Raw genomic sequence first — 15866 nt, forward strand, 5'->3', positions numbered from 1 at the left:
AACCCTCACTTGTATCAAGCTGGTTATACTCCAATGACTGTAGGAAATTGGATTCAGGCCATGTCAGAAGTTGCCCTCGCCACAGCCCCACCGACTGCACCCTCGGTGATTCGGACGCTGCTTGCAAAGCTCGCCATCAGCTACACGGAAGTTACCGAACGCCCCGGCCTGAACCCGGCGCAGAAGGTTCAAGCCGTACTGCTCGATGATGCCGTGGGTGCACTCATGGTGCTGTTTCCACAGAACCAGTTGCTGGACCTTAATCGCCTCGCCGAGCTCACCGGTCGGCGCCTCACGGCGGTGTCGCCGGAGCGCCTGGAGCGTATGCTCGGCAAGCACAGCCTGAGCCTGCTGCCCGGCCTGCCGCCGCTGACCAGTTCTCCCTGCCTCTACGAAGAAAGCCTGTTGCGTGAGCCGACCGTGCTGGTGCACTCGGGCGAATCCGGGCTGCTGCTGGAGATTTCCAGCGACGCGTTCAAGAGCATGCTGACCAAGGCCAGCGCCGCGCATTTCGGCGAGCCGCTGAGCAACATCCGGCCAAACCTGGATCGCCCCAACGACGACCGCGAGGAAATCACCCAGGCGATGCAGGCGTTCACCGCCCGCCGTATCCAGCAGCGCCTGGAAGCCACCATCGAAATTCCACCGCTGGCCGATACCGCGCAAAAGATCATCAAGCTGCGGGTCGACCCCAACGCCACCATCGACGACATCACCGGCGTGGTCGAAACCGACCCGGCCCTGGCCGCCCAGGTGGTGAGTTGGGCCGCGTCGCCCTACTACGCCTCGCCGGGCAAGATCCGCTCGGTGGAAGACGCCATCGTGCGCGTGCTGGGCTTTGACCTGGTGATCAACCTCGCACTCGGCCTGGCCCTGGGCAAGACCTTGAGCCTGCCCAAGGACCACCCGCAACAGGCCACGCCGTACTGGCACCAGTCGATCTACACCGCTGCCGTCATCGAAGGCCTGACCCGCGCCATGCCCCGCGCCCAGCGCCCGGAAGCCGGGCTGACGTACCTCGCCGGCCTGCTGCACAATTTCGGCTACCTGTTGCTGGCCCACGTCTTCCCGCCGCACTTCTCACTGATCTGCCGGCACCTGGAGGTCAACCCGCACCTGTGCCACAGCTACATCGAGCAGCATCTGCTGGGCATCAGCCGCGAGCAGATTGGTGCGTGGTTAATGCGCTATTGGGACATGCCGGACGAACTGTCCACCGCCCTGCGCTTCCAGCACGACCCGACCTACGACGGCCAATATGCGGAATACCCGAACCTGGTGTGCCTGGCGGTGCGCTTGCTGCGCAGCCGTGGCATCGGCTCGGGGCCGGATGAATCCATCCCGGACGAACTGCTTGAGCGCCTGGGGCTGACCCGGGACAAGGCAGAGGATGTGGTGAGCAAGGTGCTGGACGCGGAAACGTTGTTGCGCGAGTTGGCGTCGCAGTTCAGCCAGGGATAAATCGGGCGCTGTTACACCGTATTCGCGAGCAAGCCCGCTCCCACATTCGACCGAGTTCCAACTTTGGAATGGGATTGAATGTGGGAGCGGGCTTGCTCGCGAATGCAGGCGACGCAGTATTGCTGAAGAACCCCCTAGCCTTTGGGCTTTTTCTTCGGCTTCAAATACTTGGTCAACCCCTGGAACCAGATCACCAGCGCCGGGTTGCCCTTGATCTGGATCGACTTGTCCTGAATCCCCGTCATGAACGCCAGTTGCTTGTTCTTCGCCTGCATCGTGGCGAAGCCGTAGGCGGCGTCTTTGAAGGCGATGGCAAACGCAGGCGCGGGATGAACACCCGAGCGGCTGGTAATGCGCTGGTCTTTGACGATGAAGTGACGGGCAACCTTGCCGTCGAGGGTCTGCAACTGGAACGCCAGGTCCTTGTCACCCAACTGCTGCTGGAACGCAGGGTTGGTGCGGCTGGCTTTGCCCATCAACAGGCCAAGCATCCAGAGAAGAAAACGAAATTTCATGCACACGGCCTCAGTGTAATTATTGGGTGGCCGCAGCAGTTTAACGATTTGTGCAAATAACGCTACCGATCTCCCGTTTTAGCAGGAGATCGGCTGGCGTTTAACGCTTATAGCAACAACTTTCCTCAGACGTTAGGGCAAGGAACCGGTGCCCAGTCCGCCAGGTTCGGATCACGGCAAGTGCCTTCGATCTGCGCTTTACCGGCGCTGGCAACCTGCTTGCTTTCAGCTTGCTTGGTCTGGGCGGTCTGGATGGTTTTCTCGGTGGCTACGGCTTCTTTCGGCACGGTTGGCAGTACCGGCTTTTTCGCGACTTTTACCGGCTTCTTGCCTTTGGCTGGCGTCACCACCGGCGTGGTATCGGCAGTCGCAACAGTGACCACGTCAGCACGTTGTACGCCCACTTGTTGCAGATCCTGCTCGTACGCCTGGGTGTAGTTGTTCAGGTCTTCGCTGGCCTTGCCGTTCACCGCGACGATCAGGTCGTTGGACTCTTTCAGGCCCGAGACGATTTCTGCCAGGCGCTTGCGGCCTTCAACGTCGTTGACGGTCTTGGCCTTGCGGTCGGCCACCAGCTTGGTGAACGCGCTCTGGTAGCACTGCTGGGACGCCTTGGCGTACGCGGTGCTGCGGTCGATGTCCGAAGCGCGCTTGTTGACGTCGGTGGCGTAGGAGGCGATGCGCTGGTTGTCATCGGTGATCTGCTTCTGGCGCTCGGTGTAGTAACCCGCAGCACCACCGGCCAGGGCGCCGCCCGCTGCACCGATGGCAGCGTTGCGGCCGCGCTTGTCGGAGTCGCCGGTCAGGGCACCCAGCAAAGCACCACCGGCCGCACCCAGGGCGGCGCCGGTGACCACCGACTTGGTCAGGTCCGAATCGGTAGCGCGCAGGTGCTGCACCGGCTCGTAGCAGTTCGGGTAGTACTCGACCTTGGTGGTCGAGGCGACCTTGTTGGTCGGCGACGTTGCGCAACCGGTCAGCACCGTGCTGAAGCCTGCGGCAATCAGCAGCAGATGACGCTTGGAAACCGCCTTACGGGAAAAAATCATCGTTGTGTTCTCTTTTAAGTTTGACTTGCCCAGCACGGCCCACCGCCGCCTGAGTCCCTTCCAAGCTCGCCGTACAACCAGCGGTCAAGACCGCTGACCGCTCGCTGCGAGCAATTCCTTCAAAATCGTCGCCGGGTCGGCCCGCTGTTGCTTGCGGTAGTTGCCCACATGGCGAACGAATAACGTCGCACGCGTCACCAGGCTCTTGCCCAGTACCGGCTTGCGATCCAACTCTTCCTTGATCCGTTGAAACTGCGCCTGGATCACCGCATCGGTGTAGCGCGTGCCGGTGGCCAGGTTGTCGATGTAGATCGCCACCGCGCCGTCCAGCGCACTGCGCCCATTGGTGATCGCCGTGGCGAACAGCTGCGCGCTGGCCTCGTCCTTGGCGTCGATGGCCTGCTGGCGGCTCTTCTGCAAATTGATCAGGCGGATGTTGTAGTTGTTGATGGTCTCGGCCACCAGGGCCGCGGACTGAATCAGGTTGCCGGCCGCTTCTTCACGCTGCTGGGCGATCAGCGAGACGTTGCGCTTGAGCTCTTCGTTGACCAGGCCGAGCTCGGCTTGCAGGCGCGGGTCGACGCTGGCGGCAATGATGCTGTCCAGGCGCTTGGTCGGGTCCTGGGCGTCGTCGATGGCATCGGTCAGCGAGGCCAGGCGACCTTCCTTCTGCCACTGGGCGAACAGTTCCTTGTAGCGCGAACGCGGTGCCGACAAGGCGCCAATCGCCACGCGAAAGCCGGTGGTCTCGTTGCTTTGTTCGGTACCGTCGGCGGCGAACAACGGGTACTCGCGGCGCATGCCGGTGAACAGCGTGCCCTCGCCTTCCAGATAATTACCGCCCTTGACCACAAAGCCGCCGTAGGTGCCCTGACGACGCCCGGCGTGCACCAGTTGGAAGGATTCCTGGACCATTTCCGCTGCGTTGCCGATCACATCGAACATGCCGATCGGGTTGGGCAGCTTGGTGCCAATGGGCATCAGCCGTGCGGCTTGGCCGGTGCCACCCGCGACCTGATTGAACACCGCGTAATCGGCAAGGGGGCCGTCGCTTTCGCTGCCCTCGGTACGCCGTGGAAACAGCCGGCCTTCCAGGTCCTGACGGCTCACCGCCTGGCCACCGCGCGCGGCGAACTCCCACTCCACTTCGGTAGGCAGGCGCACAAAGCCCAGGCCGCCGTCGTCCGCCGAAGCACCGCGACCACTCACCGGCAGCAGCTCGCGGTGATATTTCATCAACCAGGCGCTGTACACCGCCGAGAAACGTTCGGCTTCAAAGCGCGACAGCTTGACCTTGGGCAAGCGCGCCGCCATCCCGGTAGGTACATCGCACGCCGGGGCGGGTTCGCCACTGGCCAGGGATTGCGCCTGGGACATGACCTGCGCATATTGCCGCGCAGTGACTTCGTACTTGCCGATGAAGTACAGCATCGGCTTGAGCGGGGTCTTGGCGTCGGTCTTCGGCATCAGCGGCGCAATGACCTTGTTCCAGTCCTTGGGCAGGTCCTTGAGGGTGAACTGGCCGTTGATGAAGTCGCGGCGATAACCGGAAATGAACGACTGCTGATAGCCCGCTTCACCTTCGCTGAACGGGTAGCCGAGGCTGATCTCGCGGTCATCCAGGGTGCCCTGGGCCAGCACGTAGGCATAGCGAAACACCATGTTGCCTTCGCAGGGCAGCGGCAGGCTGACGTCGTCCGGCAACGGCTTGGGGTTGTCCAGCTTGTCGCTCGCCTCATCGGCCCAGGCCACACAGGACAGGGTCAGCGCCATGGCGGCGCCCAGTAACTTATACATCTCTGATTCCTTCAGAAGCCTGGATACGCGCCACACGCCAACCGCCACACGCCGCCGCCACGGCGCTGACGCCGAGGACAGCTGCCAGGGCCAGGCCGTAGTGACGCGCCAGCAGGTGACTGGCGTATTCGCCCGGCACCTGCACGAATAATTGGTTCAGGCCGGACTCTGCCAAGCCATATAAAAGCCCACTCAATGCAGCGGCAAACCCCGCGCTGTAGAGCGCCTGCAACACCACAAACAGCAACAACCCGGCGGTGGAAAACCCCAACAACCGCAATACCGACAGCTCCCGGCGCTTGCGTGCAACCGACGCCAGCGCCGCGGCAAAGATCGCGGCAAACGCGCCCCCCAACGCCAGCCCGGCGATGATCCAGAACACGATCGACAGGTTGCGGCTCAACGACTGCACCTGGGCGATGGTCTGGGCCTGGGTCGACACCAACAGATTCTGCCCGGCGAAATACACCCGCAGCGGCTCCACATCCACCAGGCGCCGCGCATACAAACGGAACGCCGGGTATACCCGTTGCTCGCTGACGCCCACCGCATCGCCGTCCCAGCCAAACGCCGGCACCGCGCGGCCATCGCGATAATCTTCCGCTGCTTCCAGCAAGCCCAAGGGTGCAAACAATCCATCCCGGGCGAAGGCTTCCAGCGGCGCTACCTGCAGCACTTGAACCCGCAGGCGTTGCGACTCGATGCGCCCCGCCACCTGGCGCCCAAAACTCGCCTTCAGCCAATCCCCGGCCTTTGCCCCGAGCTTTTCGGCAGCGGTGTGGCTCAGCACGATCTGATCCAGGCCCTTGGGCATCGGCAGGCCGGCCAGCAATGGGTCGTTGGCGGCGGTCGGCAGCATCTCCACCGTCACCGCCCCCAACTGCGCCGTCGCCGCAATCTGCCGGGTGCGCGGCAAGGCGAACGCCACGTCGCTGCGCTGGCGGAGCTGCTCGACAAATTCACTGCTGAATCGACCACCGCCCAACGGAATAATTTCCCGGGTGGCCGGGTCGTTCTCCATACGTTCGGTCAAACTGCTAACCAGTCCAAATTTCAGGCCGAATAACACCAGCAACGGCGCGATCACCGCCACCAGCGCCAGCACCGAACACACCGACAGCCACGCATCGTTGCGGTAATCCTGCCAGGCCAGGGAAGCCACCAGGGCGATACGCATCAGCACGCCTCCCCAAGGGTGGCGGTGACGCCGCCGTCGGCGTCGCGACGGCAACTGATGCGCCGCACCTGCAAGCCGCTGGCCCGGGCCAGGGGTTCATCATGGGTGGCGATCACGCAGCACGCGCCGTTATTCCGGGCCTGGGCCAACAGCGCCTGCATCACCCGCTCGGCGTTCAACGGGTCGAGCGCAGCGGTGGGCTCATCCGCCAGCAACAGCTGCGGACCGTGGGCCAGGGCTCTTGCGCAACTGACCCGCTGACGCTGGCCGACGGACAACGCCGCCGGCTTCTTGTCCAACTGATCAGTGATTTCCAACTGCTCGGCCAACCGCGCCACGCTGCCGTCGTCTTTCAAACCCAGGAGTTGCCGCGACAACGCAATGTTGCCGCGCACATCGAGAAAACCCAGCAGGCCGCCGGTTTGCAGCACGTAACCCAGGTGCCGACTACGCAGGTCCGCCAGCGAGCTTTGCTGATCACTACGCCAAAGCCCGGCAATGTCGACGCGGTTGAAATCGAACTGCCCGACCTGATCCGGCGCCAACACCAGCGCGAGCAAATCCAGCAAGGTGCTCTTGCCACAGCCACTCGGCCCGACCACCGCCAACTGTTCACCCGCACGCAGTTGCAAGCCCGGTATCACCAGGCTGTAGCGTTGGGCACCAACGCCCCGGCTCTTGTGCACTGCGCTCAAGTTCAGCATTACGGCAGCGTCGACAGCGGCACGCGGTACAACGCATCACCCGGCTCGGCATCGCCGAAACGGACCCAGTTGGCCACATCGTTATGGAAGGTTTCGTAGAGGCGGATCTTCGAATCCAGCTCGTCGATAAAGTCTTCCTGCTCGGCCACGCTCAACGACAGCCACAAATCCTGGGTCATGTTCAGCGACTTGCTGCGGTACGGCAGGCCTTCCAGGTATTCGCCAAGGATGCCGCCGTCCGCCAGGTTGCCGCCTTTTTTCAAGGCCTGTGGATCACGGCTCATATAGGCCGAGGCGCTGGCGATTTCCTGGAAGAAATCCTTCGGTGAGGTCTGGGTTTTGCGCGCGGCGTCGACGATCAGTTTCAAGGACTGCTGCAAGTCGTTGAGCTGCAATTTGGTCAGCATCACGCACACCTGGAAGGCCGGCAGCGCGGTGTTGGTCAGGTCGCGATCGGCGGTCCAGGCACTCACCAGTTGCGGCGCCTGGCTCGCGGTTTTGCGGCCGAGGAAATCCATGTGCATCGCGTAACCGACGGCGGCGGATTTGTCCGCCAGGGTCGGCGCGGCACTGAGCAGCGGCACCGGCTGCGGTGTGTTGCTGCGCACCTGATGCACCAGGTTGGCGAACACCGTGCCGATCTCGTCGACCCGCTCGCCAAACTTGCGTACATCGCCACCGGGCACCGGCGTGTACAGGTCGCCGATCTGCGGGTTGGCATCGGCGGTCAGGGTGCGGTACTGGGTTTCGGCGCCGCTGTGGGTTTTCTTCCCGGCGTCGGTGCGCAGGTGCAAGGCGTAGATCTTGATCTGCTTGCCCAATGCAGCCTGGCGTACTTCGGCTTCGTTCATCTGGGTGGTGGCGAACGGGTCGTTCTTGCGCAACGCACCGGCGTCGGTCACCAGCAGGATCAAGCGCCCGCCGTAGCCGGACCAGTCCATGCCTTCCACCGCCTGCATGACACCGGCGAACGCGTCTTCGTTGAACGAGTGGCTGGACACCGTCGACGCTTTGACCTGCCGCGCCATGTCGAGGAAGCGCTGCGGGTCGCGCCCTTGGTCGAGGGTGATCAGGGTCTTGGCCACATACTCCAGGCCCGGGGTTTTCTTGATGCTGTTGCGAAAACCCACCAGCCCAAAGCTCACGCTGTCCAGCTCGCCACGCTCGGCGATACGGGTTTGCAGCTCGTGGACCACGTCGCGAACCTGGTCGATGTAGGGCTGCATCGACACCGTGGTGTCGACCACCAGCACCACGGCGGTGCGGAAGGCGTCGGCGCTGGCATCGATCGCCGGCGTTCGGCCGACAGCCTTGGCGATGACATTAGGCGTGTTGCCCGGGTCGATGGAGGCGACGTTGAGCAACTGCACCGGCTGGCCGTTTTCGTCGAAGCTCTCTTTGGAGTCGAAGATCGGCAGCAGGTAAAACTGGTTCTGCGGCACAGCACTGGCGGCCGGTTCCAAGGCCAGCACTTGCTGGTTGTCCTCGCTGTTTTTCTGCACCTTGAGCAGCAGGTTTTTCGCTGCGGCAGGATCGGCCAGCAGCTTTTCCACTTCCGCAGATTGGCGCAGGAACATCACCGGCGCCCGGCCCGAACGCTCGGTGAACTTGAGCACCAGGCTCTGCTTCCAGTCGCTGGCTTGCGCCGCCGGCAGCCAGCCGTCGCTGCGCCCGTCGGTGGCGGCGCCAACCCGTAGCCAGGGGCTGCCGTCGACGTCCTTGCGTTGGTAGACATAGAGCACGGAAAACGCCGGCAAACCTTCGCCAGGCGCCCCGCCCGCTTCGTGGGAAAGCTTGGCGCCGGGCTTGCTCAGTACCCGCTGGAACAGGGTTTTCTTGCCGGCCATCAGCAACGGGCGTTGACCGCCGTCAACCTGCGCCGCTACCGGTTGCGTGGCAGGCGGCGTGACGGCCTTGGCCGCCTCGGCAACCGGCGGCGCGGCGGCTGGCGCGTCATCTTTCAACCACCAGTAACTTGCGCCCGCAATTGCCAGCGCGACCGCCACGGCAACTGCCGCCAACGCCAGCACCGGCCCACGGTTTTGTCCGGACACGGCCGAGTGTTGCGTCGGCGTCACCACCGGTTGACGCACCGGTTGCGGCTGCGGCTTATCGGTCGGGATTTCGATGGAGACCGGCGTGAGTCCGGCCAGGTCATTGGAGACCGCAACCGGAATCGGCAGGGGCCGAATCAACGTCGCCTCTACCTGCTCCTCCTTCGGCAACTGATCCAGCGCCAGCAGCAACGCCGCCGCATCCGGGAAACGCTCCGCCGGGTCCTTGGCCAGCAGCTTGCGCAGCACCTCCTGATAGCGCCCGTGGTGCACCGGCAATTCCGGCAGCGGTTCAGTCAGGTGCGCCAGCGCAGTGGAAAGCGCATCGGTGCCGTTATAAGGCAGCTTGCCCACGAGGATTTCGTAGAGCACCACGCCCAACGCATACAGGTCGGCGCGCCCGTCAATTTCCTGGCCCCGGGCCTGCTCCGGGCTCATGTAGCTCGGCGTGCCGACGGCAAATCCGGCCTGGGTGAACTGCGTGCGGTCATCCAGGGACTTGGCGATGCCAAAGTCCGACAGCACCGCCGTGCCATCCGCGCGGAACAGAATGTTCGCCGGCTTCACATCGCGGTGCACCAGGCCCTGGGCGTGGGCATAACCCAGCGCCGACGCAATCTGGCGGATATACGTCAGCCCTTGCTCCGGCGTCAGGCCCGCGGCGATGCGCTCCTTGAGCGTGCCATTGGGCAGGTATTCCATGGCCATGTAGTACAGCTCACCGACATTGCCGATGTCATGGATGGTCACGGTGTGCGGGTGGGACAGGCGCGCCAGGGTCTTGCCTTCGCGCAGGAAGCGCTCGCAGAAACTCGGGTCGGCCGCCAGCGCCGCCGCCATGATCTTCAGCGCCACCTTGCGCTCCAGGGAACGCTGGGTCGCCAGGTACACGCTGGCCATGGCGCCAACGCCGATTTCGCCTTCGATGTCGTAGCCGGGAATGATGATGTTCATGTCGACACCTTCACAACGATGGCGGTGATGTTGTCCGGCGCGCCGCGATTGAGCCCCAGGTGCACCAGGCTGCGGACGATTTCGTCCGGCTCGGCATGGCTCAGTACTTCGCGGATCTCGTGGTCTTCGACGGTCTTGTTCAGGCCGTCGCTGCACAGCAGGTAACTGTCGCCGGGGGCGATCAACAGGTCGACCGACGACAACGCCAACTGTGCTTCCACGCCAATCGCGCGGGTGACGATATTCGCCCGTGGATGCACCCGCGCATCGGCTTCGCTGAGCAGGCCGCTGTCCTGCAAGTCCTGCACGTAGCTGTGGTCGCGGGAAATGCTTTCCAGCAGGCCGTCGCGCAGGCGATACAGGCGGCTGTCGCCGGCCCACAGGCACACGCCGCGCAAGCCTCGGGTGGCGAGCAACACCACGGTGCTGCCCATCATGGTCACGCCACGGTGGGCGGTTTCTTCGCGCACCGCGCCGTTGACTCGCAGCAGGTCGCTGCGCAACGCCGCCGTGTATTCCTCAAGGGAACGGCCCACGGGAATGCTGCGCAGGCTGTCGACAATCAGGCTGCTGACGTAATCCCCCGCCGCGTGCCCGCCCATGCCGTCGGCCACCACCCACAGGCCGTTTTCCGGCAGGTCGAGGCAAGCGTCTTCATTGACTTGGCGAACCATGCCGACGTGGCTTTTGCTGGCGGATTTGAACGTGGACCGCATCTACACAACACCTTCTTGGCCGAGCAAAAATTGCGCAAAATCGTCGGCAGCAGGCAAGCCCTGACACCGCATTAAACCGGGAGAAATCTGTTGCGAACCACGGCCCCACCACAGGCTCGCGCCTTCGCAGGCCTGTTCGGCAAGCGCAGTCATCCGCGCCTGCGGGTCTGTGGCGTTGACACGCTGCAAGCCCGCAAAGCGACTACCCAAGGTGCGAGGTTGGCAGGCTGGAGCGCCGAGGGATTCGATCCCGCCGCTGAAACCTTCGAAGCTGGCGCCGGCGTCCAGCGTGCTCAGCAACAACTCTTCCACCTGTTCAAACCAGGCGTCCGGGCCGCCAACGACGGAGGCCGGGTCGGTGTCGTGATCCAACAGCGCAGCCACCGTCAGCGGGAAATAGCGCCCCACCCGGTCGATGCTCGGCATCACCACGCCCACCGCCGCGTCCGGCCCGCACACGCCCGGCGCCAACACGAAGCGCCACAATGGGCTGACCAGGTAAGCATTCAGCCAGTCAGCCCCGAGGCGGGTCTGGCTGGCGAGCAATCCGGACGCCAGCCAACTGTCCCAAGGGCCGATAAAACTCTGGGGCAGCGCGCGGCTGACAAAGTCGCCGCGGCACGCCAACTTGCCGTAGAAACCCAGCGTGGTCATAGCCGCTCCGGCAGGCTGAAGCCGTTAAGCACGCGGCTCTTGAACGGGTTGAAGGCACTGTTGGCCCGCAACTCGTAGGAGATGCTCGCGCCGTCGACCCGCAGACGCAGGTTGAAGCGGTCCGGCGAGTTGCCGGCGGTCAGGTCCGATTGCTCCAGCAGGCGAAACCATGCCCACGGGCCGTCCAGCGTCACGCCGGAGCGCCCGCTGGCTGACGGCGGCATGATGGAAATGCGCACCACGCCAATGCTGCCGGGATTCGGCCACTGCATCGCGACCGGCCGGCTCGGGCCGTGGTCATAGCTCAGTTGCTGGCCGTCCAGGTCCAGCAGGAACTGGGTGATGGTCGCGTCCATCGCCACCGGTTTGAGTTCAAAGCGCACGATCGGCTGGGTGCCACCGGCACGGAAAAACGCATCCCGAATGGTCGCCGCACGCTGGAACGTTTGCAGCACGCCCGGCGCGATGCCGAGCTTCTGCGCCGCGCCCGGCTGCCAGCGCCAGGTTTGCGTGGAGGTGTCGACGTAAGGTTGCAGGTACTTGCGGAAGTAATTGTCCATCACCCCGCCCACCCCGAAGAACTGGCCGAAGTCATCCAGGGTCGCGTCCCGCGCACTGCCGGGCGACATCGGATAACGCCCGGCCAGGGACTGGCGATACACGTTCACCACTTCGCTGACCCACGCCGCATTCAGCTGGTTGCGCACCCCGCCCATCATGCTGTTGGTGGTGGAGTTGACCACTGACTTGACCATGCCCTGCACCAGCGGCGGCTGGCGTTCGGCATTCAGGCTGACCCGCGTGGCCGCAGCCGCCGCCTGGTTTTTCGCTTCGCCGAGCAACGCATCGCCACTGGCACCGACCATGGCGCTGACCTGCACATACAGCGCGTTCATGTCCGCCAGCAGGCCATCGATGGCCGCCGGTTCGCCTTCGTTCTTGCTGACGATGCTGTTGAGTTCGGCGAAGTGCGCCGTCACCGGATCTTCACTGGCCGCTGGTGCATTCGCAGTTGGCTGGTCCTGGCCAAGCAGGCTGCCGAGGCGTTCCTTGAGCTTGTCCACGCCACCTTCCACCGGCGCGCCCTTGGCGGCCAGCAAGCGTTCTTCCGCTTGCAAGTCGGTCTCTTTGGAGACCGCCACCAGCAGCTTCTTCAGCGGCGAGGTCGGCCCGGAAATCACCCGCAAGACGTCGGCCGCCTGGGCCACGCTGGTGATCGGCACAAAGTCGATATCCGCCAGCAACGCATCCCACTGGCGTTGATAGTCCTGGAAGTACAGGCGGCGCACATCGGCGGCGAGGCTGACGACGTTTTGTTGGTCGGCCTGCTCGCGGCCCAGCACCCATTGCTCTTCAGCGAGGGTGCCGGTCTGGTTCAGGCTGGTCAGCAGGAAGCCCTGGCGATAACCCTTGGCGGTGAAGAAACCGCTCAACGGTTCGCCCAACGGCTTGCCGCTCTTGCGACTGAACACCAGCGCGGCATCGCGGCCCGCCGCTTCGTTGATGCGAAAGTCCGGCACGCCTTCCGGCAGTTTCTGGCGCTTGATGCGGTCGTAGACGCGCTGGGCCACCGGCAGTTGCTGCAGTTGCCGGCGCAGGTCGTCGATCAAGCGCGGGTCGAGACGGGCGCTGGGCGGATGCCGCTCGAACAAGGCCTGCAAGTGCCCGATCAGGGCCTGCCGTTGGTCCGCCGGCAGGTCGCGCGGCAGGTTGCGGTCCCAGTCGAGGGCGATCCAGGCCTTGATGAAGTCCGGGTCGTAATGCTCGCTGTCGGCGAGCATCAGGTAGGCCTTCAAGCCTTCATAGAGGAAGTCGGAATTGCCGCCGCCGTGCAGTTGCTCTTCGATGCGCGTCACCAAACGGGGCGCGAACACGGCGATCAACAGCTTGCGGTAGACGCTGGCGGATTCGGCTTCGAGCATGTCGCCCTGATACAGGCCCAAGCCTTCGGACCAGCTCGGCGAGTCGCCCGCCAGGTTCTTCACCGCATTGAGCAACGGCAATACCGCGAGTACTTCGCGCTGCGCCGGGCTCAGGTTCTGCACGGTCTGGCCCAACGGCGCGACCTTCTGGTCAACCTGGGCGATGTAGGCCTGGTTGGCGCGATAACTCACCCACCATAACGTGCTGACGACCAGTACCAGCGCCACGGTTGCGGCCAGCACACCCCGGGCAATCCACTTGCGACGGCGCTCGACCTTCGGGTTGACGCCCACCAGGCCACGCTCGGCAAACGCCACGGCGGTGAACAGTTTTTCGATGAAGTAACTGCGCCCGGTGCCGGTCTGGCGCGCCAGGTGCTGGCGGTCCAGGTTCATGCTCTGGGCCATGGCGCCGATCAAGCGGTCAATCGGGCTGCCTTCCTGGGTGCCGCTGGTGAAGTACACACCGCGCAGCAAGACGCGCTCTTCAAAGGCGTTGGGTTTGAACACGCCTTCGAGGAAGCCTTGCAGGCAATCCTTCAACGCGCCGAACTGCTGCGGGAAACCGTAGATCAGGTCGCGCCGCGCCGGGTCGCGTTCCTGTTGCAGACGCTCCACCAGGCGCTCGTTGAGGCGCTGTTCCAGGCCGGCGAACTCGCTTTGCAGATGGGCCAGCGGGCTGTCGCTGTTCTTGCCGTCGTCCAGGGCGAAGGTCATGCCCCACACTTGGGCGCGCTCTTCCTTGCTCAGGTTGTCGAAGAACTCCATGAAGCCCGGCACCAGGTCGAGCTTGGTGAGCATCAGGTAGATCGGGAAGCGCACGCCCAGTTGGGTGTACAGCTCCTGGATACGCAGGCGGATCGCGGCGGCATGGGCGGCACGCTCGGCGTCGCTGCCCAGCAGCAGGTCCGAGAGGCTGATGGCGATAAACGCACCATCAATCGGGCGCCGGGAACGCTGCTTTTTCAGCAGGTCGAGAAAGCCCAGCCAGGCGGCTTTATCCACCGTGGAGTTGCTGTCCTGGGTGGTGTAGCGGCCAGCGGTGTCGAGCAATACGGCCTGATCGGTAAACCACCAATCGCAATTGCGCGTACCGCCCACGCCCCGTACCGCACCGGCACCCAACTGCGCCGCCAAGGGAAAGTGCAGCCCGGAATTGACCAGCGCGGTGGTCTTGCCCGAGCCCGGTGGGCCGATGATCACATACCACGGCAGCTCATACAGGTTGCGGCGCTCGTCACCGCCCAGCTTGGCCTTTTTCAACAGGGCCAGGGCTTCGTCCATGCGCTGGCGCAGGGTCGCCAGCTCTTCGGCGGTGGCGACGCTGGCGGGGTCTGGCGGGGTTTCCGCCGCGAGGCTGCGCATCACTTCGGCAGCCTGGCGCCGGGCCTGGATAATCCGGAACACGCGGTAGGCAATCCACACCGCGAACACCAGGATGATCAGCGCCCAGCGGCGCCCTTCCGGCACCAGCACATCGAGCAACGGGCCCACAAACCAGATGATCAGGCTCAAGGCGATCAGGCCCAGCAGCGGGATCACCCAGCGAATCACAAAACTGAAAAACGCCTTCACTCGACGCCCTCCGCCAATACGGTGATTTCTACCCGGCGATTGCGCGCACGGCCTTCGGCTGTGGCGTTGGTCGCCACCGGCTCGGTGTCGCTGCGGCCTTCGGCGCTGAAGCGTTCCGGCTGGCCGGTCTTGGCCGCGAGAATCTCCAGCACCGACTTGGCCCGCGCCTCGGACAGCGCCCAGTTGGACGGAAAGCGCAGGGTCGCAATCGGACGGTTATCGCTATGGCCGGTGACCCGCACCTGGCCCTTGACCTTGCGGATGGCGTCGGCAATACGCAGCATCAGCGGCTGGAAGTCATCGACGATGCTGGAGCTGGCCGAGGCGAACAGTTCATCACCACGGATGGTCACCACGGAGCGGTCGACGGCATCTTCCACGGCTACGCGACCGGCCTTGATGTCTTCCACCAGGAAGCCCGCCAGACGCGGTCGCTCGATGATTTTCGGCTGGGCCACCGGACGGTCGATGGCCTGCACCGGGATCTCCCCCAGGGCATGAATATTCTTGAACACCGGCTCGGCATCCGACGCCAGTTTCATCCGCAACCCGAACAGCAATGCCAACAGCAGTGCCAGGCCGATGGCCACGGCGATCCATGGCGGCATGAACTGCGCCAGGCGATCACGGGCCACGGTCACGCCGCGCCAATGGGGTGACAGCTCGCGCTCATGCTCGCCACGGGCACTGCGAATCGCCGCAGCGGTACGCTCGCGCAAGGCTTCCAGCTGGCTGCGGCCATCGTTCATCACGCGGTAGCGACCTTCGAAACCCAGGCACAGGCACAGGTACAGCAGTTCCAGCAGGTACAGGCGTTCCCGCGGGCTTTGCAGGCAGTGATCCAGCAGTTGGAAGACCTTTTCGCCGCCCCAGGCCTCGTTGTGCACGGTGATCAGCAGGCTCTGCTTGCCCCAGTCACTGGCGCTGCCCCACGGCGTACTCAGCACGGCTTCATCGAGGGCGGTGCACAGCGCATAACGCGCCAGCAGCACATCGTTGCGGGCAACGCCGGCCGCCTCGGCACGTTCTTCGAACTGGCGCAGGTAAGCCAGCAGCTGCGCACGCAGGCTCGCTGGCGCAGGGTGCGAGATCGTGTTGCGCAGGCGCGTCAGCAGCGCCAACAACGGGCCGGCGGCGCTTTCCAGCGGGTTCAGGCCCTGGGCCTTGCCGGTCAGGATCGGCGCAGCGGGCATCGACAGCGGCGCCGGCTCTGCGCGAACAGGCTCCGGCGCGCGGCCACCGGGACGCGGCATGAACTGGGTGCGGTCATCGTCATTCGGATGCATCG

At 64.3% G+C, this 15866-nt stretch carries 11 protein-coding genes; 1 reads left to right on the top strand and 10 read right to left on the bottom strand.

Annotation, left to right across the window (positions count from 1 at the left end):
- Positions 1–60: 60 nt before the first annotated feature.
- Entirely contained in the window at positions 61–1461 is a 1401-nt protein-coding gene (locus C0058_RS31820) for an aminoacyl-tRNA deacylase and HDOD domain-containing protein (RefSeq protein WP_102370163.1), read from the top strand.
- A gap of 134 nt (positions 1462–1595) precedes the next feature.
- Here the strand turns inward: C0058_RS31820 and C0058_RS31825 are convergent, their stop codons facing one another.
- The 10 genes from C0058_RS31825 to C0058_RS31870 all read right to left on the bottom strand — a co-directional run bounded on the left by C0058_RS31825 (position 1596) and on the right by C0058_RS31870 (position 15864).
- Complete coding sequence (locus C0058_RS31825) at positions 1596–1976, bottom strand: hypothetical protein (RefSeq protein ID WP_008439448.1); 381 nt, start codon at positions 1974–1976, stop codon at positions 1596–1598.
- Between the two features lie 125 nt (positions 1977–2101).
- Positions 2102–3025: a type VI secretion system-associated lipoprotein TagQ gene (gene tagQ / locus C0058_RS31830; protein WP_003213311.1), complete on the bottom strand. Its 924-nt coding sequence runs from the start codon at positions 3023–3025 to the stop codon at positions 2102–2104.
- A gap of 84 nt (positions 3026–3109) precedes the next feature.
- Positions 3110–4822 carry an SUMF1/EgtB/PvdO family nonheme iron enzyme gene (locus tag C0058_RS31835; RefSeq protein WP_003213313.1) on the bottom strand — a complete coding sequence of 571 codons (1713 nt, stop codon included), beginning with the start codon at positions 4820–4822 and terminating at the stop codon, positions 3110–3112.
- Positions 4815–5999 (bottom strand): ABC transporter permease, encoded by a 1185-nt coding sequence (locus tag C0058_RS31840; RefSeq protein WP_102370164.1) that lies wholly within the window; start codon positions 5997–5999, stop codon positions 4815–4817. The genes C0058_RS31835 and C0058_RS31840 overlap by 8 nt, the downstream gene beginning before the upstream one ends.
- Complete coding sequence (locus C0058_RS31845) at positions 5999–6703, bottom strand: ABC transporter ATP-binding protein (protein ID WP_102370165.1); 705 nt, start codon at positions 6701–6703, stop codon at positions 5999–6001. The genes C0058_RS31840 and C0058_RS31845 overlap by 1 nt, the downstream gene beginning before the upstream one ends.
- The gene (locus C0058_RS31850; protein WP_102370166.1) at positions 6703–9711 is read right to left on the bottom strand and encodes a serine/threonine-protein kinase; all 3009 of its coding nucleotides are present in this window, start codon (positions 9709–9711) and stop codon (positions 6703–6705) included. Before C0058_RS31850 ends, C0058_RS31845 begins: the two co-directional genes overlap by 1 nt.
- Positions 9708–10427 carry a PP2C family serine/threonine-protein phosphatase gene (locus C0058_RS31855; RefSeq protein WP_003213320.1) on the bottom strand — a complete coding sequence of 240 codons (720 nt, stop codon included), beginning with the start codon at positions 10425–10427 and terminating at the stop codon, positions 9708–9710. Before C0058_RS31855 ends, C0058_RS31850 begins: the two co-directional genes overlap by 4 nt.
- Positions 10428–11081, bottom strand: coding sequence for a type VI secretion system-associated protein TagF (gene tagF / locus C0058_RS31860; RefSeq protein ID WP_102370167.1), 654 nt, complete (start codon positions 11079–11081; stop codon positions 10428–10430).
- Positions 11078–14578: a type VI secretion system membrane subunit TssM gene (tssM, locus tag C0058_RS31865; protein ID WP_102370168.1), complete on the bottom strand. Its 3501-nt coding sequence runs from the start codon at positions 14576–14578 to the stop codon at positions 11078–11080. The genes tagF and tssM overlap by 4 nt, the downstream gene beginning before the upstream one ends.
- A complete protein-coding gene (locus C0058_RS31870; protein ID WP_102370169.1) occupies positions 14575–15864 on the bottom strand; it encodes a DotU family type VI secretion system protein in 1290 nt (429 codons plus the stop codon). The genes tssM and C0058_RS31870 overlap by 4 nt, the downstream gene beginning before the upstream one ends.
- Positions 15865–15866 lie beyond the last annotated feature (2 nt).

The sequence above is a fragment of the Pseudomonas sp. NC02 genome (assembly GCF_002874965.1).
In the GTDB taxonomy this organism is placed as follows: Bacteria; Pseudomonadota; Gammaproteobacteria; order Pseudomonadales; family Pseudomonadaceae; genus Aquipseudomonas.